We start from the raw sequence: 19,272 nt of genomic DNA on the forward strand, positions 1-19,272 counted from the left end.
GCCCGGGAGACGCTGCCAGCCTGCAAAATGTGCCCGGAGCAGCCTAGATGAAGTCCATCTCCACCTGGAGGAACGACTCCGCCGACGCGATGGCGCCGGCAAAGGCGTCTTCTTCGGTGGGGGGCTGCTTAGGTGTGCGTGGATACCATTCATGGGTATTCATATGGACTCGGATGACGCCGCCGTCGGCCGGGGCATAAAACAGGCCGAAGCGCTGGACGGGCCATTCGGCGGACGTCTCGATGCCCACCAGCAGGGCCGCATTCAGGGCCGGGTTGAACCATTGGGCAATGGGGCGCCGGCGGTCCTCAAAAAACAGTCCACCCGCGTAGCGGGTTGCTGCCGCGGATCCCATTTTCGCGCACAGCCGCTCCCGCCACAAGGGGAGGATCTCCGTGTCATGGCGCTGCCAAACGGCCGGAACCAGTGGCTGGTCACTGTGATAGCCCACACTTAAAGTCTAGTCAGAACTGCCCCGGTTGCCAGAGCTGGTTTCCAGCTCCGCGCGCCGCGGCACAAACACGTCAAGAAATATTTGAAATAATAGGTAAATGGGCTGGCCATGCCTCAGATGAATGTTGTAGGTTATTAAACAGTCCCGGTGAATCCTCTCGGGATGTCCGCGTGCAGTGTGAAAGGAGGCCATGATGTTTACCGCAATCAAGACTGGAGTGCATCAGTTCGACAAGGCCCCTTCCCGGCACGCCACCCGAGCGTCATAACCGACGCACTAAGGACGGTTGGGCGTTGCAGCCCGACGCCACCGCCTGAACAGGCCTCCCGCACCCTCCCGGCGTGATCCCGCGCCCGGTCATGCGGGGACTCATGCACAAAACCATTCGCGCACTTTTGTGCTCTTATATTGCCCTGTTTCTTATGCAGAGAAAGGCTTTATTTGTTGCGCCAAAAAATCCAGGTTTGTTTGTTCGATGAATAGAAGGGAGGTGTAAACATGACACAGGAATCCTCATATCCCGGCCGCCTGTCCGCCGTGAAGAGAGTCTTCTTTTCCCCGGTGGACCAGCAGAAGTTCGACCGCATGCGCGAACGCACGCAGCAGGACATCATGCGCGTTGACTTGTTCAACATCCGCTAACCACCGCCAGAGAAAAAGGAGGTGGCGATGATGGCCATTACTCATCGAAGCGACCCCAACCACCCGCATGGCCGCGCCGGTTCCGGCGGCCACGCACCATGCGAACAGCCCGTGCTGACCAGCACGGGCTGTTTCATTTAGTCGTCATTTCTTTTTGCAGGCCGGCAGTGGGCCTATTCGCAGCCCACGCCGTCACCGTCGCGGTCGAACTTTGGCTGGAAACCGGGGTCGCCGACGCGGATGGGCGAGGCGCCGGCGGCACGCACCGCGTCGCAGTTTTGGTAATAGGCTTCCGGCACGGGGGCCTCGAGGAGCGGGGCCGGTGCGGCAGGCACCTCGGCTGCGGGGGCCTCCACGATCGGTGCGGGTGGCTCAATGGGCGCCACAGGCTCGATGGGTGCCGGCGGCGGCAGGACCACAGGCTGGTTGGCGGCTTCCCCGCCGTCCGGAGCAGCCGGCGCGGAGGGCACAACGATGTCGGAGCAGTCGGCAAGGACCCTGGCCATGGCGTCGTGCTCGGCCTGCGTGACCCACAGTGAATAGCCGGCCTTGACCGAGACCTGCCTCGCCACGTAGTCGCAGCGGTAGGCCTTGTTCGGAGGCAGCCAGGTTGCCGCGTCCCCGGCACCCTTGCTCTGGTTGCTGGGCCCGTCCACGGCCAGCAAGTTGAGGGGGTCGTTGCCGAACGCCGTGCGCTGCTCGGGGGACAACTGCTGGGCCCCCTTCTGCCAGGCATCGCTCAGGGCCACGACATGGTCTATCTGCACCGCGCTGCTGGTAGCGGACCCGCGCACAAAGTTGATGGTGGTGGCTGTGTAGGGGTCTGCCAGCACGCCCGTCAGCACCACGCAGTCGCGTGTGCCGGGTTTGAAGGTCTTCTCCGCCAGATCCCGGTCCAGGATGTCGTTGCGGGTGTCGCAGCCGTTCCGGTCCACGTCCGCCCACGCCTGCCCGAACTGCTCTCGGCTGTACCCCGTCTTTGGTGCCCGGCCTTTGACGGGCAGCGTGGCCAGGAGCTCCAGTGCGGAGGTGGCAATGGCCGGCTGTGCACCGTCGTCCGGCGTGGCGCTGCCGGGGTCGGGTACGGTTTCTGGATCCAGGGGTGCGGTGTCCTCAGCAGTCGGCTCCGGCTCGGGAGCTGTTTCGGGCAGCGGGGTTGCACTGGGTGAGGATGAGGCCGATGCCGTGGTTTCAGGCGTTGTGGTTGGCACGGGGGCCGCCTCGGCCTGCACAACACCGCCGCACGCGGTGGTCAGGAAAAGGACGGAGGCGGCGGCAGAGGCCATGAGGAAATCGGTGGCGCCCCAAGAGGGGCTCCGGCGTGGAGCAGGCAATCGTGGTTCTCCCTGGGTGGAAAAGATGGTTTCATCCAGCCTATCCGCAGGCACCGACACTCCTTCCCCGGCATCTATCCGGGCAAGGAATGGCGGGCTCCAGGAAGTCCCTGCGTTCCAGCGTTTACCAAGAATCAGCCATTGCTGCGACGGCGTCCACCGGAAACCTGCCATTGCTGCGACAGCGTCCGAAGCGTGCCGGGGTCAGGGCAGGGGCGGGAGGGAGACCTGGTGAAGGACGGCGCCGTCGAGCGTGCGCATGGTCAGTGTCAGTTCTCCTTCCGTGGCCACGCCCTGGATCCAGGTGGCTGCCTCCTCGGAGGTGGGTTCGTCGTCGGGCCCGCCGGCAACGAGCTGGCCATACGGAAACTCCCGCGACGGCGGCAGCCAGGCCGGCAGGTGCGTGTGGCCGGAGACAACAATCTGCGCGCCCCAGACCACCAGCGCGTCATGCCAGGCATCGCGGCTCATGCGGCTGAACCAGTCATAGCCCTCGGCGTCGTAGTCGGCGGGGGTTTCATCGATCCAGCGCAGCGGAATGTGGCAAAACACCACCTTGTAGGGGGCGTCGCGGATCGCCGGCCGGGCGGTTGCCCCGCGCAGCCACTCCGCCTGCTCCGCGCGCAGCGGCTCGAATGCCACCCTGCCCTCAAACGTGGGGTGGCTGTCAGGCTTGTCCTCGCCGGTGTGCAGCACCACCACGGCCACCGGCCCCACGCGGAACGCGGAGAAGGGGCGGCCCTCGGGGGCTGCAACGTAGTCGTCCAGTTGGAACGCCCAGGTGCCGCGGACGTCGTGGTTGCCCACCACCACGGCCAGCGGCCTGCCCGCGCTGACATCCTGGCCTGCGGGGCTGAGAATGGTGGAGACAAATTCGCCCGGCTGTTTCCAGTCGTTGCACAGGTCCCCGTTCCACACCAGCAGGTCCACTTCGGGGGTGGAACGGTGCAGCGCCCGGAGCGTGGCCTCGTTCTGGTGGGTGTCGTTCCAGACGGCAAAGTGGGCGGTCGCGGCCTGCGGGTCAAGGGTCCGCACGTTTTTCCACGGGCTCTCGTGGCGCTCGGCGGGGCCCAGCACTGATTCGGTGACTGTCCGAAACTCCCGGGTGTGCCCCGCCTGCCAGCCGGACACCCGTACCCGAAGCACCTCCGCGTCCTGAGGCACCATGCCAAAGGCGTCCGAACCGGCACGGCCCGTGGCCCCTCCGTCCTCGCGCCACTCAACCCAGCCGCGGCTGAGGCGGCCCACGCCCCACGCCACTTCAAAGCCATCGGCCCGCGGGGCCATCACAACAGGCGGGCTGGTCACCAGCGGCTCGGCCACGGTGCCTCCTTCTTTTGGTTCTCGGGTGTTGGGTTGGGCCAGGGCGTCCAGGCCGCCCGCCACGGCGTACCTTGCCGGCGGCCTGGCGTTGGACGGAGCGATGAGAGCCCCAGCGGGCCTGGTGCCGCCGCGATCCAACAGGGAGGGCCTTGCTATCCCACCTCGGCGAGGATGCGGCGCAGGATCTCCTCCCCGGCGAGGATGCCCCGCACGGAGGTGAGCCGCAGGTGCGGGGCCAGCCAGCCGGCGTCGTGCAATTCACCGTGGAGGGGCCGGAAGGCGAGGTCGGCATCGGCCAGCATGTCCTGGTCCAGCAGGGAGTCGCCAGCGGCAATCACGGTCCCGGCACCCATGCGCCGGGCCACCTCGGCGAGGGCTCCGGACTTGTTGACGGGCAGCGGCACGCAGTACAGCTTCCGGCCCTGCACCGACACGCCCCAGCCGGCATCCGCGCACAGCACCGTGAGCTCCTCGAGGAAGGCCCCCGGCATCGCGGCGCGGTCGATGATGGCGTAGGTGAAAAGGTCCTCGGCCCGCCGCAGGCGCAGGATCCACGGCGCAAAGTCCGGGTTGGACAGGTGTGCCTCAATGTCGCCGATGGGTGCGCACTCCGCCGCCATGCGGGCCGTCAGCTGAGCATTCCAGTCGGCGTCGGGCACGCCGCGGTGCAGCAGCACGCCGCCGTTGGAGGTGAGTGCGTACTCGGGGACGGGGCCGGGCAGCTGCACGCGCTCGTACTGGGCCTGGGTGCGCGTGGTGACGGGGACGAACACGGCCGCCTCCTTCACTGCGTGCAGCAGGTCCTCGGCCGCGCGGGTCATGAAGGAGAGCGGGGCGCCGTCGTAAACCTCCGCGACCACCATGGCGGGCGCGTCCCTGTCTTCGCCCGTGAGCCAGAGGGCGTTCTTGGAGTAGATGAGTGTGCGGTCAAGGTCGCAGGCCACAAGGGTGCTCATGCGTTCGGCACCGCCCGTCCGTCGGCGCCCACGGCGCTCTTGTCGAAGGCCGGGTGGATCAAGCCGACGCAGCTGTAGGGCAGGTCCGCGACCTCCTCCACGGGCGTGCCGCGCTGCCCCGCCAGGAGCAGGACATGGGCGACGTCGTCCCTCGCCGCCGGGTTGACGAGCACCTTCCATGGCACCCGCCGCAGCAGCACGCGCGTGGCTTCGCCCACGCCGGGCTTCACCAGGTTGACGTTGTTGATGCCGTAATCAGTGCTGATGCGCTCCACCGCCTGCCAGCCGATCCAGCTGGGTTCCGGGGCGGCGGCCAGGTGCTCGGCGGCCAGCCGTTCCACGTCCGGGACGACGTCCGCGAAGTGGCGGGAAATTGCGTCGAGAAAGTCGTTGGAGACGTCGCTGTCGGACAGTTCGGAGTAGAACTTGGCCCCGTGGAATTCGTGCGGGTCGATGTGGTCCGTGTTGAACACGGTCCGCGACACCAGCCCGGACACCGTGGAGTTCAGGCAGGCGGACGGGATGAGGTAGTCCTCCCGCGTGCCGAACATGGACACGCAGTGCCCCGGATCCGCCAGCACGGCCAGGTCCGCGGGGAAGCGGGTCCCGGTCTTCTCCGCAAACCCGTCCAGGGCCGCCGACAGCTCCCGCGAAATGGCGCCCTTGCCCGTCCAGCCGTCCACAAAGAGGATCCGCTCCGGCGCAAAGTTGGCCGCCAGAAAGCGCAGCGCGGTCTCATCCAGGCCCACGCCGCGCACAATGCTCATGGTGAAGTGCGGCAGCTCGATCCCGTGCACGGCCATGGCCCAGCGGCGCATCAGGATACCAATCGGCGTGCCCGCGCGGGCCAGCGACACCAGCACCGGCCGGCCGTCCCGGGCAGCCAGCGCCTGCTCCGCCACCACGCCCACGGCGGTGGCGATCCGCACCCCGGCGCGCTCCACGGCGTCCTGGTACAGGGCCTGGTATTCGGCGCTGGGCGTGTACTCCACGGGCAGCGACTCGGCGTAGTTGGCGGCGCCCGACTGGATGGCGCGCTCGCGCTCGGCCGTGGGCGCCTCCAACTGCAGGTGGCTCAGGTCCTTCAGCAGCCAGCCCACCTCATCGGCCGCGTAGGAACCGAAGCCGGGTCCCGTCAGGGGGGCGGGAAGGGGAGGGAGGTTCATGGCAAATCCTCTGTTGGGCTGGATGGGCGGCCCGGGCTGTCCACCGGGAGAAGCACGACGACGACGTCCCCGGCCGCCGCTGCCAGCGCCTCCGCCAGCGGGGGCAGCCCCGGGACGGAGCTGCGTGAAATGTCGCCGGGCGGGGTGCCCGGTTCGGGGAAGACAACGAGCGTGGCCGGGCGCTGGCCCGAGCCCGTGAGGTTGTAGGCGAAGCGGATGCCGGGCCCGTCCAGGGTGGCGTCGTGGCTGGCAAAGCTCAGGGCCCCGGCAACGGCGTAGTCGTCGCGGTCTACGGCGACGATGGGGGAGCGGGTGGTGGTGGAAAAGCGCACGTCCCGTTCCGGCAGCAGCGTGGCAAGTTCCGCCGCCGCGGCGAGCGGCAGGTACATGTGCTCCTCGGAACCGAGCACCACAACGGAGCCTGGCGCGTTGGAAGCTGCATTGTCGGAGCCGGCCAGGTGGTCCGCCAGGGCCCGGGCAATCGCGGCGATGGCCCCAGCCGCCGGCGGTGCGGAGTTGCCGAAGCGGTCGCTGCGCACGGGCGGCACGTCGCCGGCGGACAGTTCCAGGATGCGCACGTGCCCGGCCGGCTCCGGGGAGGGCGCCGGAACCGGTTGACCGGCGGCTGCGGCCGGAACGGGAGCCGTCCCCGGTGCCGCCGGGGCAGCCTGCGCCGGGGGCAGCTCCCGGATGAGCGCGGCGGCCCGGTCCAGGATGCCGTCGCCGAGCTCGATCCGGCCCGTTCCCAGCGCCGTCACCGTGATCCGGGCCCCCAGCTCCTCGGCCAGTGCGTCAAAGCGGGCCCGGTCGGCGGTGCTGCGCAGGTCGATCAGTGCCGCGACCACATATACACGGTGCGGCACGAGTGCGTGCAGCTCCCGGATGGTGTTGATGACTGTGGCGCCGGTGCTGAACTCGTCATCCACCAGCACCACCGGCCCGTCCCCGTCCAGCCAGGCCGGGTCCGTGGGCACCATGGCATGCGAGGTGGCGTGCGAGTGTCCCTCCTCAAACCCCGCGACCGCATCAATGCCGGGGGTGGCGTGCCGGGTGGAGTGGATGTACCAGGCGCCCAGGGCGTTGGCCACGAGCCGGCCCAGCCCCGTGGCGGTTTCGGCGTAGCCAACCACGACGGCGTCGGGCACCTTGGCCGCCAGGCCCTCCAACGCTTCGTTGAGATGTGAAACAACAACGCCGCGCCGGCCGGGTTCGGCCTCGAGGGCGGCGCTGAGCGCGGCAGCCGCCCGGGTGAGCCCGGCGGCAGGCGGGCCGGGCTGCCCGGGGCGGTGTCCGGCGTCGTGCGCGAAAATTTCATGGGAGACAAAGGCGCCCAGGAGTTCCCCGGCGGCCATGACCAGGGCCGGCTCGGTGGGCACATGCTTGGCCAGGACCGTGGAGACCAACAGGTGGGCGCGCTTGGGGTTGCGGCGCAGTGCCAGCCCCACGAGGTCCTCCACGGGAACGGCGCTGGCAGGGTCGCTGTGGACCGAGACGCCCAGCTCCCGGGCCACGAAGCCGCCGCGCCAGGGCGTTCCCGTGTCCTGGGGGGCCACGTTCCGGGCGCTCACGCCATGCCCACTTCGAGGAAGTCGACGAAGGTGACGCCCTCGCCGGCCACGCCAAAGGCGTCGGCGCGCAGGAGTGTGCGGCGGGCCCAGGCCTGGTGCGGCTTCATCTCGTTCATCTTGTTCCGGTACGGGGAGGCCGCGGCGCCGCCGTTGACGTTGCCGGCAATGGCCACGGCGTCCAGGTATTCCTCGTGGCTGACCACGCTCATGGCGTGCACCAGGTTCACGTGGGTGGGGTGGATGACTGTCTTGCCGAGCAGGCCGTTGGCCAGGTCCAGCTCAATCTCGCGGATCAGGGTGTCCAGGTTGGCGGTCATGATGCGCCGGCGCAGCTCCTCTTCGTGCGGGCCGACGAACGGGGTGGCGCGCAGCTGCGGGCGCAGCACCCGCTCGGTGGCGGCGTAGTGTTCCCAGACGGGGCCGGAGATGACGAAGCCGCCGTCGGGGCGGCCCAGGATGTTGACGATGTCGCCGATCACGTTGGCCACGACGAAGACGTCGTAGATGCTCAGGTCGCGGGAGCGGCGCAGGCCGAAGGCGCTGGACATGTCGGTGGCGCCTATCCGCACGGAAAGGATGTCCTCCCGGTTGGCGTCCAGGAGTGTGTAGATGTTGGTCAGGGCCTCGGCCCGGGTCTCCAGGTGGATGATGGCGGGGGACTCCAGGATGGGCATGATCCGCAGCCGGCGGCCGTCGCCGCGGCCGTCCAGGCCCAGCTCCGCCTGGACGGTGTGCAGGGCGTTCAGGAAGGCGGCGGCGATGCCGGTTTCATTGTCGAACTTGGGGATGACGAAACCCGTCAGCATCCCCGTGGCGGCACCTGCCCGGCGTGCCACCTCAAGCAGCTGCTCCGGCGTGCGGACCCTGACAAACAGCAGCGGGAGGGATTCGGACATGCCGGAGAGCTCGCCCAGGGCGGCCACCACATTGTCCTCGGCCGCCGCCACGTCGGAGTCGGGGATGGAATCCTCCAGGCACAGCACCATGGACACGGCGCCCAGGTCCCGCTGCCGCAGGACGTCCTTGACCAGCTGCGGCCTGTTGGCGGGCGTGTACAACGTTCCGCCCAGGGCCACGGCCAGCAGTTCAGGGGCGCTCTGGGCGGACAGTTCCACCGGGAGCCGGTGGAAAAGTGCCTTGTTCTGGGCTGTGGTCAGGGAGCGGAAATGTCGCATTGGCCCTTTCAGGATTGGCCGTTTGGGAGGTGGCACGCACATGCCGGTTGGCTGTTCCTGTGGAACCGCCGGTTCAACGCCCGTACGCAGACGAAGGCGCGCTGTGCGTCATGGAAAAATCAAACTCCTGCCAGATCTGTACATCCGGCCAGTTGTGCGGGACAGGTTCGGCCCGCAGTTCAAGCACGTTGCCCACCCGGTGCACCAGCAGCACCATCTGTGTGCCGTCGGCGGCAGGCGGCAGCGCCACGGTCTGTCCGGAAAACAGGCGCACGCCCATGGCTGAGCTGCTGCGGTTGATGAAGATCGCACGGCGCAGCGTGCGCACATGGCGCAGGGTGATGAGTGCGTCGCGGCCGTGGTAGCCCACCAGCGGCCGGTTGCCTGAGGTCATGACTGCGGTGCCTGCCTTGTGCCCGTCCACCGTCTGCCCGCCGGCCACGCGCCGCACGCTCTCCCACGCCACGGCGGTGCTGCCGGAAACAACCAGCGAACCCACCGACGACTGCAGTGGAGTCAGCCGCAGCACCCTGTCTGTCAGGTTCAGCTCGTAGACGTCCTCGATTCCGGGCGCTGCGAACAGCAGCTGGACCTCGTGGTCCTCGCGCTTGGATTTTTCGCGCTGTTCGGCCAGTTTCCTGGCCCGCCCGCTGAGGTTCGACGCCGGGGCCGCGCCTCCCAGCACCAGGCCGGCGGAGGGCTGTGCACCGGCTGGGGCGCGTGGTGGTGCCTGGCCCGCCGGCGCTGCCGGTGGCGGCGAGGGCGACTGGACCGCAGGGGTGCGGCCCAGGCTCAGCGAGGCGCCCTGCGGTGCTGCCGCGGGTGCGGCTGCGCCGGGGCGTCCGAGCTCCAGGGAGGACGGTGCTGCGGCCGGGGTGTGGCGCAGGCTCAGCGACGCCGGCGGGGGAGCCGCGGTGTCGGCCGAAGGGCGGCCCAGGTTCAGCGACGTGCCCTGCTGGGCGGCCGCGGGCGCAGCCGCAGCCGCGGGGGCCTGGCCGGGCCGGATCCGGCGGCGCATCCAGGTGATGTCCGGGCGGGGGTTGGTGGGAACGCTCATGCCGCGGCCCTACAGTGCAATTCCGAAGTCCTTGGCCACTCCGGCCAAGCCTGTGCTGTAGCCCTGGCCCAGTGCACGGAACTTCCAGTCGTCACGGTGCCGGTACAGCTCGCCAAAAATCATGGCCGTCACGGAGTCCAGGTGGTCAGTGCCCAGGTTGAAGCGGACCAGTTCGCGGTTCTCCGCCGTGGCCACGCGGATGTGGGCGCTGCGGACGGAGGCAAAGGTCCCCTGGCCGCGGAATTCGGGGTCGACGTAGGCCAGGAAGATGATCTTGGTGACCTCCGCCGGAACCAGGCCCAGCTGGACGTCGATCTGTTCCTGGTCGCCGTCGCCCACAAAGGTCATGGACGCGTCGGCGCTGACCAGCTGGTTGAAAAACACCAGGTGGTCGTTGGAGACGGCCTCGCCGCTGGCGTCGCACATGAGCGCGAACGGGACCAGCTCGGCCTGCGGGCCGTTGCTGGGGATGGTGTCCCATCCCATGCCGACGACCACGTGGTCGAGGCCGGGATTCTCAGCGGTCAGGGCCGCATTGGCCCCCGCCACTAGTGTTGCCAAGGTTGGCCCTCCAAACGCAATGGGTCCCTTTCAGATGGTGGTTGATGCAGTTGCAGGGCTTCGTCCTGGGCAGAGAACTTGTCTGCCAGGAAGCGCCCGTGCGTGGAGAGTTCCTCCACGGCGCCGATGCGGATCTGGTTCAGCAGGTCCGCAAGGGTCTCTTCAAGCGTGGCCAGCTGCTCCGCGAACATGAACGTGGCCGACGACTCCTCGTCGTGGTGTGCCGGCGGCAGGGACAGGTACGCCTGCAGCGGGGCTGGCACGTAGCTGCAGATCATCGAGTTCAGCAGCACGCGCTGTTCCGTGGAACAGCCCCGGACGCTGATGTCCTCCACGGCCTCCCGCATGAGGTCGCCCAGCTGGCGCAGCTGGGAGGTCAGCAGCGGCGGCAGGGTGCTGCCGGAACGGCGCACCGCCGCCCGCAGGCTGTCCACTGCCCCGCCCATCTGGGCGATCTCTTCCGCGACGGGGTCGACGGCGGGCTGCTGCGGCACCGCCGGTGCCGCGCTTCCGCCAAACCTGCCCCCCACAAAACGGCCAATCATTGCACTTACCCTGGTTTCGTCGTCGAACTTTTCATTTTACCCGTGCGGGCCGCGGCCTCGTGGGGATTACTCGCGCTCGGACTGGCGTGAGCGCTCCAGGTACGGCTTGGCCTTGGCCAGGCCATCCTCGAGGGCCAGCACGGTGCCTTCCATGTTCTTGGCCGCGGTGGACCGGAAGGTGTCGATTGCGTCCATGGTCTGGAAGACGTTGTCGAAGGCCTTCTGCAGCGTCTCCACGCTGACGCCGGAGCTGGCAGCCTGCTGGTGGATGCGCACCGTCTGGTCCTTGAGCATCTCCGAAGTCTTCAGGATCATGTTGTTCGTGGTGGTGTTGATGGCGTCGATCTGGTCCAGGACCATCTTCTGGTTGGCCAGTGCCTGGGCCACGATGACGGCAGTGCGCAGCGCCGAAATGGTGGTGGTGCGGGCCCGGTCCACGCCCTTGATGAGTTCAAGGTTGTTCTTGCGGATCAGGTCCATGGCCAGGTAGCCCTGCACCGAGACCGCCAGCTGGGTCAGGATGTCCTGGTGGCGCTGGCGGATGGGGAAGAGGACGTCAGCTTCCAGCTTCTGGGCCTGCTCGATCTGGCCGGCCGCACGCTCGGCATCAATCTTTTCAACGCAGGCGGTGTCCAGGGCCTTGGCGAACACGGCGTATTCGCTCAGGCTCTGCATGGTCTCCCACAGCTTGACCTTTTCCCCGGCCAGCGAGGCGTTGTCCTTGAGCAGTTCGTCCTGTCCGGCCATGAGGGACTTGATGATGGCATCGAGCTGGGTCTGTGCGGACTCGTACCTCTGGAAGTACTTGGCCAGCTTGTTGCCGCCCGGGATGAAACCGAGGATCTTGCGGCCCGTGCCGAGGTCGGCATTGTTGGGGGTCAGGTCCTCCACCGTTGAGCGCAGGTCGTTGAGCGTGCCGGCCACGTGGGCCTGGGCGCTGTTGCCGGAGCGCTTGGCACCGGCCATGGAAGTGGTGGAGCGTTCCAGCATGCGGCTGGAGGCGTCCGAGGAGGTGGTCATCTCCTGCCCGGCCAGCTTGGAGATGCCGTCCACCTTGCTCGTGAACTCGGGGCTGCGGGCATCGAACGTGGCGATCTCCGCGATGAACTCCTTGGCCTGGCGGCTGATCTCCGTCTGGCGTTCCACGGGAACGGGCACCATGCCCGGGGCTTCCTCCGCCTTGACGATGTCAGGTGCGTCGGGGGCCTGGAGGACGAGGGACGTTTCGGCTGCGGTGGGAGGGGTCAACGGTGAAGACATGGTGGCTCCAAGATTTCTATCGGTTGGGTGTGCGTGGAGGGCGGGAGGGCGTGGGGATCAGCCCAGCTGGACGCCAAAGTCGGTGACGACCCCGGACAGGCCCGAGGCGTAGCCCTGGCCGACAGCCTTGAATTTCCATTCTGCGCCGTTGCGGTAGATTTCCGCGAACAGCATGGACGTCTCCGGTGCGGCGTCTTCGCTCAGGTCAAAGCGGACGATTTCCTGGTCGTTGCCCTGGTTGACCACGCGGCAGTAGGCGCCGCGCACCTGGCCGAAGTTCTGCCGGCGCTCATCCGCCTGGTCGATGGAGACCACGATGACGACGCGTTCCACATCGGCTGCGACGAGGGACAGGTCGATCAGGATCTGTTCGTCGTCGCCGGCACCTTCGCCGGAACGGTTGTCGCCCAGGTGGGTGACCGAGCCGTCCTTGGCTGTGGGCTGGTTGTAGAAAATGAAGTCGTCGCTGGAACGGACCTTGCCGTTGGCGGCAACCAGGAGCGCGGACGCGTCGAGGTCGAATGCCTCACCGGTGGTGGTGCGGGGATCCCAGCCCAGGCCAACCAATGCCTTCTGCAGGCCGGGGTCGGTCTTGGTCAAAGAGAGGTTGTTGCCTTTTGCAAGTGTCAATCCAGCCATGATTTCTTGTCCTTACAGATGGAGGGTTTGGGTGGGTGTGCGGCGCGGGCCGCACACCCGTGGGTGGTGGAGGCGGTGCGCCCCTGCTAGTCCAGCACGATGCCGTAGTCGGTGGCAATGCCATGCAGGCCGCTGGCGTAGCCCTGGCCAACGGCGCGGAACTTCCACTCCGCGCCGTGGCGGTAAATCTCGGCAAACACCATGGTGGTCTCCGATGCCGCATCCTCGGAGAGGTCGTAGCGGACGACTTCCTGGTCCGTCTCCTGGTTTACCACGCGGCAGAACGCGTCGCGGACCTGGCCGAAGTTCTGGCGGCGGGCGTCGGCCTGGTCGATGGAGACCACGATGACAATCCGCTCAATGTCGGCGGAAACGGTGGTGAGGTTGATGAGAACCTGCTCGTCGTCGCCGTCTCCTTCACCCGTGCGGTTGTCGCCCTGGTGGACGACGGAGCCGTCCTTGGATGCCAACTGGTTGTAGAAGATGAAGTCGTCGTTGTTGCGCACCTTGCCGTTGGCGGTGACCAGGATGGCCGAGGCGTCCAGGTCGAACTGGTCGCCGCTGGTGGTGCGGGGGTCCCAGCCGAGGCCGATCATGGCCATTTGCAGGCCCGGATCTGCCTTGGTCAGGGAAAGGTTGCTGCCCTTGGACAGTGTCAAAGATGCCATGAAAACTAAACTCCTATATGTACGAAGCGAGCCAACTGTTGAATCTCAAGTGCCAAGCCGGGCGTCCGGGCCAAACTCTTAGCCCAAACGCTACATCGCCAAACGCTAAAGCGCGTTGGCCGCCGGCTGGATCAGGTCCATTGCGGTGCGGCCGTTGGCGCGTTCGCCAATGGCGGTGAACTTCCAGCCTGCGCCTTCGCGCGACACCTTGGCCATGATCATGGCGGTGTGCGTGCCGGAGTCGGTCAGCTGGAAACGGGCAACCTCGGGGGACCCCGGGGTCGAGTCGTCAACGAGGCGGCAGAACGCATTCTCCACCAGGTCGAAGGTCTGGCGGCTGTAGCTGCTGATCACAAAGACAATCTGGGCCACGGCCGGGGACACGGTGGGCAGGTTGACCATGATGGTCTCGTCGTCGCCGTCGCCCTCGCCGGTCAGGTTGTCGCCCGTGTGCCGGGTGGAGCCGTCCTTGCTCTGAAGCTGGTTGAAGAACACGGTGTCAACAGCCTTGCCGCTGGCATCAAAGAAGATGGCCGAGGCGTCCAGGTCGATCTCCGCGCCCTTCTTGAGGCCGCCGAAGAGGCCGCGCTTGACCGGGGCTGCGGAATCCCAGCCGAGGCCCATCCGCACCTGGGTGAGGGCGGCGCCGTCGTTCTTCTTCAGTGAAAGGGCCTGGCCCTTTTGCAAACTAAGTCCCATAACGTGTAGCTCCTTGTTTTCTTTGGTGTGGATGGCGGCGCCGGCACCTAGCCGACTAGCTGGTTTTCCCTGGCAGCGGCGGCCGCGCGCTTGTTGCGGACAATGGAGGACAGGAATGAGGCGCCGATGAAGACCACGCCGATCAAGCCTGTGATGATCTCGCTGACCTCGAAGCTGATGGTCAGCAGGAGGATGATGGCGAGGGCGCCGATGGCCCAGTGGGCGCCGTGGTCGAGGTATTCGTAGTCGTCCAGCGTGCCTTCGCGGACCAGGAACACGGTCAGCGAACGGACGAAGATGGCGCCGATCAGGCCCAGGCCCAGGGCGATGATGATGGGGTCGGAGGTGATGGCGAAGGCGCCGATCACGCCGTCGAATGAGAAGGAGGCGTCGATGACCTCAAGATAGAGGAACAGCATGAACGCGGCCTTGCCCACAGCCTTGCCAACACCCTTGTTGTTCTTCTTCGCGGCGGCCGCGGCGAGCTCTTCCTCTTCGTCCGCCTCGACGTGGAAGAGGTCGCCCAGGCCGTTGACGAGCAGGTAGGTGACCATGCCGAGGATGCCGGCGATGAGGACGTCGACTTCCTTCCCGGGACGGACCATGGCGGCCGAGGCCACGAGGATCACCAGGGCAATGGCCATGGAGGCCCCGTGCAGGCGGCCGATGACGGCAAGCGGCTTCTCCAGCCACGTCAGCCAGTGCAGCTCCCGCTCTTCAAACATGAAGTCCAGGAACAGCATGAGCAGAAAGACGCCGCCAAACGCGGCAATCTGCGGGTGCGCGTCGTGGAGCAGGTAGGCGTAGGAGCCGGGGTCGTCGATGCTGCCCTTTTCCAGGGCCAGCTGGACGGCCTGAATGGGGTTGAGGTTGGCGGTGACGCCAACAATCAGCAGAGGGAAGGCGACGCGCATGCCGACGACGGCGATCAGGATGCCCACGGTGAGGAAGATCGTCTGCCAGAACGCGCTCATCTTTTCCAGGATGCGGGCGTTCACCACGGCGTTGTCGAAGCTCAGGCTGACTTCCAGGACGCCGAGGATGGCGCAAAGGATCAGCGCTTCAACGCCGCCGTAGAAGAAAGCAACAACGAGCGCAGCGGCGGTGATCCCAAAGGACCAACCAAATGTCTTCATGAACACGCGCTGACAAGCTCCTCAGTAGACCCCCGGGCATCGGTGCCAGGGGCCAATGGTCGATGCAGCCGCGGCATCCCGCAGCCTGGGGATCTCACAGGACCCCCAAATTCCAATTATCTCCATTCACGATACATAGTCCTAATGGTTGGGACACAAAAAAAGTTCCCCGTTCTCTCAAAGCGTTGCACCAGGGACTGACATTCTGTGTGGTGCTGTCCGGCGGGCAAGTTTTTGTCGAGGCAGGTGCTGGCCGTGCCGGTGGAGCCGGCGGTTCGCCGAATTGGCAACTGGCTGAAGTGTCCACACCAGGAAAACGTGACTTGGGTCATATGGTTGATGAAAGGTGCCGGCGGGACAAAATGCACCTTTCACCTGCCTTGCATGCCCCGCCGGCCGTGCAAGCACCGAACGGGGAGCCTGAGACCATGACCGCAGAAGTGCTGGACGCCAAGGGGCAAAAGAGGTTCCAGGTGTTGTTGGAATGGTCCCGTCATGCGGCTGCGGCCGGGCATGCGGTGCCTGACGACGCGACCCTGGAAGCCATTGCGCACACCAGGGTGGTCGTGGCGGAGGGTTCCGGCGGGGCGTTGGCCGCACGGTGGGAGGAAACCATCGTCTGGCTGCTCAAGCAGGCGGCCTTCGGCGTCAATGCACCCCACTTGCAGCTGCCGGATGAGCTGGGTGCGCCGGCGGCCGCGGAGCCGGCAGGGATTTCCGCCGGGGTGGTGCAAGCGGAGGAGCCCGAGGCTGCCGCCGAGGTGCCGGCTGAAGTGCCCGCTGCGGCGCCCGTCAAGGAAGCCGCCTCGGAAGCTGCTGCGGCGCCGGCGCCGGCACCAGGGGCCGCGGCGGCATCCAAGGCCAAGGCGAACCCGCCGCCGGCGTCGCGCCTGCCCAAGTGGGAACTTGCCGCGATCGAGCAGGTCCGCGAGGCGATCCAAAGGTACGTGAAGCCCCTGGAGGCGCTGCGTGCCCGTGACGCCAATGAAGGCGACACCCGCATGGTGGTGACCGACATGCTGTGTGAAGGCCTGGACTTCGACAAGTTCAAGGACTTGACCACGGAGTACATGGTCAAGCAGGACTTCGCAGACTATGGCGTCCGGATCGACAAGCAGATGGTTGCCTTCATAGAGGTCAAGCGGATCAGCCAGAAACTCAATGAACGGCACCTGCGCCAGGTGCTGATGTACGCCGTCAACGAGGGCGTGGAATGGATGGTCCTGACCAACGGGGCCGTGTGGCAGGCCTACCACCTGACGGGCGGGCTGCCCGTGGTGGTGGACATGGCCTTTGAAATTGACCTGCTGGGACCCGCGACGCTGGCCGAGAAAACCGACTCGATGTTCCTCTTGCACAAGGAGGCGTTGAAGCGCCGCCGCATCGACGAAGTGTGGCGGCACCGTGCCGCCACGGAGCCCGGGGCCCTGTTGGACGTCATGCTCTCCGAACCGATGCTCGACGAGCTGCGCAAGGAAGTCCGGCGCAGGACGGGGATAGCCACCACGGCGCAGGCGCTGAGCGAGGTGATCCGGACGGAAATTGTGGACCCCAAGCTCATTGCGAAGCTGTTCAAGGCGTAGCCTGCCGGCATCCGACCCGTTCCGCCGCGCCTTCCGTAGACTGGCCCCATGAGCCACACATCCGAGCCGACCGTTCACCCCGCCGCCCTGCTTTCGCTGCCCAAGGCCGAGCTGCACCTGCACATTGAAGGCACGCTGGAGCCGGAGTTGATCCTGGAGCTCGCGGCCCGCAATGGCATCACGCTGCCGCATCCCACACTGGAGGTGTTGCGCGAGCAGTATGAGTTCAGCGACCTGCAATCTTTCCTGGACCTTTACTACGCCAACATGGCGGTGCTCATCACCGAGGCCGACTTCGCCGACATGACCCGCGCCTACCTCGCCCGGGCCCGGGATTCCGGCGTGCGGCACGCGGAAATCATGTTTGACCCCCAGGCGCATGCGGCCCGCGGCATTGAACTGTCGACGGCGGTCAACGGCATTGCGGCGGCGCTCGCTTCCAGCGAGGCTGAGTTTGGGATATCCACCGTGCTGATTGCCGCCTTCCTGCGTGACGAGACCGAGGAATCGGCGCTGGAGGTCCTCGAGGCGCTGCTCGCCATGCGGGCGCCCATCACCGGAATTGGGCTGGACTCCGCGGAGGTGGGCCATCCGCCGTCGAAATTCATCCGGCTGTACAAGCGCGCGGCCGAGGCCGGGCTGCGGCTCACCGCGCATGCCGGCGAGGAGGGGCCGCCCAGCTATGTGGAGGACGCCCTGAACCTGCTGGGGGTGGAGCGGATCGACCACGGCATCCGGGCCGTCGAGGACCGGATCCTGGTCAAGCGGCTGGTGCGCGAGCAGGTGCCGCTGACGGTGTGCCCGCTGTCGAACGTGCGGCTGCGCGCCGTTGACACGCTGGCCGCGCACCCGCTGCCGCAGATGATCTCGGCGGGGCTGAACGTGTGCATCAACTCCGACGACCCCGCCTATTTTGGCGGATATGTTGGCGCGAACTTTGACGCCATGGCGGCTGAATTCGCCTGGGACGCGGCGACGGCGGAGCTGCTGGCCGGAAACTCGATCAGGTCCTCATTCGCCCCGGATGCGCGCAAGGACGCGTTGCTGGCCGAGCTTGCGGAATGGAGCACTGCCCACGGCACGGACCTGGACCCAGGCCAAGGCGCCGCCCGGGAGTCCTGACGCCCAGGCCGGCTGTCGGACGGTGGCCGCCGCCGCTGTGCAGGCCGGGTTTGGTTCAGGCGCCGGCTAGCAGGTGCCCGGCGGCCTCGGCGACGGGCCCGATTTGTTCGACCATAAGTAGGGCGCCCAGGGCGCACATGATGATGCCGCTGGAGAGTGTCACGCCGCGGGCGGCGCCGGGCCGCGAACGCAGGAGGCGCCGCGCGCCGGCCGCGACAAGCGTGTAGATGACAGCAGTGGAGAGCACGAACGACAGGCCCAGCACAGCCGACTGGGTCGGCACCGACCATGCCGCGCCGGTGCTGATGAACTGGGGTGTCAGGGCAAGGAAGAGCAGCATTCCCTTGGGGTTGATCGCGCTGGTGCCAAAGCCCTGCAGCCAGGAGCCCCAGGCCGAGCCCGGCAGTTCCGGCGGCGCCGCCTGAGCCATGGCCGGCGCGGCGAGCCCGCCCCGCGGCCCCAGATCTGCAGTGCCGGGAGTGCTGAAGCCGGCGCCACGCCAGGACCGGGTGGTCTTCACGCCAAGCCACAGCAGGTAGGCGGCGCCCGCCACCGTCAGCCAGAGCAGGAGCGCCGGGATGGCGGCCATGAGCGCGGCAATCCCGGCGGCCAGCAATATGGTGTGCAGGATGTAGCCGCTGCACAATCCGGCGACGGCGGGCGCGAAGCTGCGCCGGCCCAGGCCGGCGGCAATGGCAAGGGCCCAGTCGGGCCCCGGGGTGCACGTGAGTGTGACGGCAACAATCAGGAAGCCGATGAGTGCCTGCGGTTCCATGGCTTCTCCTGCCGTTGAATGGTGATAGTGGCAAGTTTATGGAATTGAGGCGCAAATGTGCTTGTCTTTTTTGCCCCTGCGCGCGGCTTTCGCGATAAGGTATTGCTGTGATTGATGCCATTGACAGAGAAATTTTGCGCACGCTGCAGGACGACGGCCGGATGAGCGCCACCGCGCTGGCTGCCGAGGTTGGCCTGACGGTGGCTCCATGCCACCGCCGGCTGAAGGACCTGGAGGCGTCCGGGGCCATTGTGGGGTACCGGGCAGTCATCGACCCGGCCGCCGTGGACCTGGGGTTCCAGGCCCTGGTGTTCGTGACCCTGGACCGCGTTGACCGGGCAACGGTGGACGAGTTTGAGGCGAAGGTTGCCGAAAACGTCCACATCACCTCGGCCCAGCGGCTGTTTGGGGACCCCGACTACATCCTCAAGGTCCTGGCCCGCGATCTGGAGGACTACCAGCAGTACTTCGACAACGAGCTGACCAGCCTGCCGGGCGTGCTTCGCCTGCGCTCCACCCTGGTCATGAAGAACCTCAAGCCCAAGGCGGGCCTGCCGCTGTAGGTGGCAGGCCGGCGTCGTCCGCCCCTTGCTGCCGGAGCCGGGGGCG

Annotated in this window: 20 protein-coding genes; 4 read left to right on the forward strand and 16 right to left on the reverse strand. The window is 67.0% G+C overall.

The features are described from left to right. Positions 1-43: 43 nt before the first annotated feature. On the reverse strand, positions 44-451 hold the full coding sequence (locus JOF48_RS07795; RefSeq protein WP_209679224.1) for a hypothetical protein: 408 nt from the start codon (positions 449-451) through the stop codon (positions 44-46). 501 nt (positions 452-952) lie between these two features. Here JOF48_RS07795 and JOF48_RS07800 point away from each other — a divergent pair. Continuing rightward, on the forward strand, positions 953-1,096 hold the full coding sequence (locus JOF48_RS07800) for a hypothetical protein (protein ID WP_209679227.1): 144 nt from the start codon (positions 953-955) through the stop codon (positions 1,094-1,096). Between the two features lie 173 nt (positions 1,097-1,269). Here the strand turns inward: JOF48_RS07800 and JOF48_RS07805 are convergent, their stop codons facing one another. From JOF48_RS07805 to JOF48_RS07870, 14 genes are all read right to left on the reverse strand, one after another. Then, positions 1,270-2,430, reverse strand: coding sequence for a GmrSD restriction endonuclease domain-containing protein (locus JOF48_RS07805; protein ID WP_245346445.1), 1,161 nt, complete (start codon positions 2,428-2,430; stop codon positions 1,270-1,272). A gap of 204 nt (positions 2,431-2,634) precedes the next feature. Then, positions 2,635-3,816: a metallophosphoesterase family protein gene (locus JOF48_RS07810; RefSeq protein ID WP_209679230.1), complete on the reverse strand. Its 1,182-nt coding sequence runs from the start codon at positions 3,814-3,816 to the stop codon at positions 2,635-2,637. 89 nt (positions 3,817-3,905) lie between these two features. Continuing rightward, entirely contained in the window at positions 3,906-4,709 is an 804-nt protein-coding gene (locus tag JOF48_RS07815) for an HAD family hydrolase (RefSeq protein WP_209679232.1), read from the reverse strand. Next, entirely contained in the window at positions 4,706-5,875 is a 1,170-nt protein-coding gene (locus tag JOF48_RS07820; protein ID WP_209679234.1) for a cysteine protease StiP family protein, read from the reverse strand. The genes JOF48_RS07815 and JOF48_RS07820 overlap by 4 nt, the downstream gene beginning before the upstream one ends. After that, complete coding sequence (locus tag JOF48_RS07825; protein WP_209679236.1) at positions 5,872-7,443, reverse strand: phosphoribosyltransferase domain-containing protein; 1,572 nt, start codon at positions 7,441-7,443, stop codon at positions 5,872-5,874. The genes JOF48_RS07820 and JOF48_RS07825 overlap by 4 nt, the downstream gene beginning before the upstream one ends. After that, positions 7,440-8,618, reverse strand: a complete 1,179-nt coding sequence (locus tag JOF48_RS07830; protein WP_209679238.1) for an HpcH/HpaI aldolase/citrate lyase family protein — start codon at positions 8,616-8,618, stop codon at positions 7,440-7,442. Before JOF48_RS07830 ends, JOF48_RS07825 begins: the two co-directional genes overlap by 4 nt. Before the next feature lie 73 nt (positions 8,619-8,691). After that, on the reverse strand, positions 8,692-9,675 hold the full coding sequence (locus JOF48_RS07835) for a hypothetical protein (protein WP_209679240.1): 984 nt from the start codon (positions 9,673-9,675) through the stop codon (positions 8,692-8,694). Between the two features lie 9 nt (positions 9,676-9,684). Beyond that, on the reverse strand, positions 9,685-10,236 hold the full coding sequence (locus JOF48_RS07840) for a TerD family protein (protein ID WP_209679242.1): 552 nt from the start codon (positions 10,234-10,236) through the stop codon (positions 9,685-9,687). After that, positions 10,224-10,781, reverse strand: a complete 558-nt coding sequence (locus JOF48_RS07845; protein WP_209679245.1) for a hypothetical protein — start codon at positions 10,779-10,781, stop codon at positions 10,224-10,226. The genes JOF48_RS07840 and JOF48_RS07845 overlap by 13 nt, the downstream gene beginning before the upstream one ends. 66 nt (positions 10,782-10,847) lie before the next feature. Beyond that, on the reverse strand, positions 10,848-12,041 hold the full coding sequence (locus tag JOF48_RS07850) for a toxic anion resistance protein (protein WP_209679247.1): 1,194 nt from the start codon (positions 12,039-12,041) through the stop codon (positions 10,848-10,850). A gap of 57 nt (positions 12,042-12,098) precedes the next feature. Then, complete coding sequence (locus tag JOF48_RS07855) at positions 12,099-12,680, reverse strand: TerD family protein (RefSeq protein WP_209679249.1); 582 nt, start codon at positions 12,678-12,680, stop codon at positions 12,099-12,101. Positions 12,681-12,766: 86 nt separating this feature from the next. Further along, a complete protein-coding gene (locus JOF48_RS07860) occupies positions 12,767-13,348 on the reverse strand; it encodes a TerD family protein (RefSeq protein WP_209679251.1) in 582 nt (193 codons plus the stop codon). Between the two features lie 105 nt (positions 13,349-13,453). After that, positions 13,454-14,047 (reverse strand): TerD family protein, encoded by a 594-nt coding sequence (locus tag JOF48_RS07865; RefSeq protein WP_209679253.1) that lies wholly within the window; start codon positions 14,045-14,047, stop codon positions 13,454-13,456. Positions 14,048-14,094: 47 nt separating this feature from the next. Next, positions 14,095-15,189, reverse strand: a complete 1,095-nt coding sequence (locus JOF48_RS07870) for a DUF475 domain-containing protein (RefSeq protein WP_209679254.1) — start codon at positions 15,187-15,189, stop codon at positions 14,095-14,097. Positions 15,190-15,611: 422 nt separating this feature from the next. On the opposite strand from JOF48_RS07870, the gene JOF48_RS07875 reads away from it, so the two are divergent. Then, complete coding sequence (locus JOF48_RS07875; protein ID WP_209679255.1) at positions 15,612-16,766, forward strand: type I restriction enzyme HsdR N-terminal domain-containing protein; 1,155 nt, start codon at positions 15,612-15,614, stop codon at positions 16,764-16,766. A 48-nt stretch (positions 16,767-16,814) separates the two neighbouring features. Beyond that, positions 16,815-17,888 carry an adenosine deaminase gene (locus JOF48_RS07880; RefSeq protein WP_209679256.1) on the forward strand — a complete coding sequence of 358 codons (1,074 nt, stop codon included), beginning with the start codon at positions 16,815-16,817 and terminating at the stop codon, positions 17,886-17,888. Between the two features lie 55 nt (positions 17,889-17,943). Here the strand turns inward: JOF48_RS07880 and JOF48_RS07885 are convergent, their stop codons facing one another. Beyond that, positions 17,944-18,663 carry a LysE family translocator gene (locus JOF48_RS07885; protein WP_209679258.1) on the reverse strand — a complete coding sequence of 240 codons (720 nt, stop codon included), beginning with the start codon at positions 18,661-18,663 and terminating at the stop codon, positions 17,944-17,946. Positions 18,664-18,770: 107 nt separating this feature from the next. Here JOF48_RS07885 and JOF48_RS07890 point away from each other — a divergent pair, with 107 nt between their 5' ends. Continuing rightward, positions 18,771-19,226, forward strand: coding sequence for an Lrp/AsnC family transcriptional regulator (locus JOF48_RS07890; RefSeq protein WP_209679260.1), 456 nt, complete (start codon positions 18,771-18,773; stop codon positions 19,224-19,226). Positions 19,227-19,272 lie beyond the last annotated feature (46 nt).

Source organism: Arthrobacter stackebrandtii (assembly GCF_017876675.1).
In the GTDB taxonomy this organism is placed as follows: domain Bacteria; phylum Actinomycetota; class Actinomycetes; order Actinomycetales; family Micrococcaceae; genus Specibacter; species Specibacter stackebrandtii.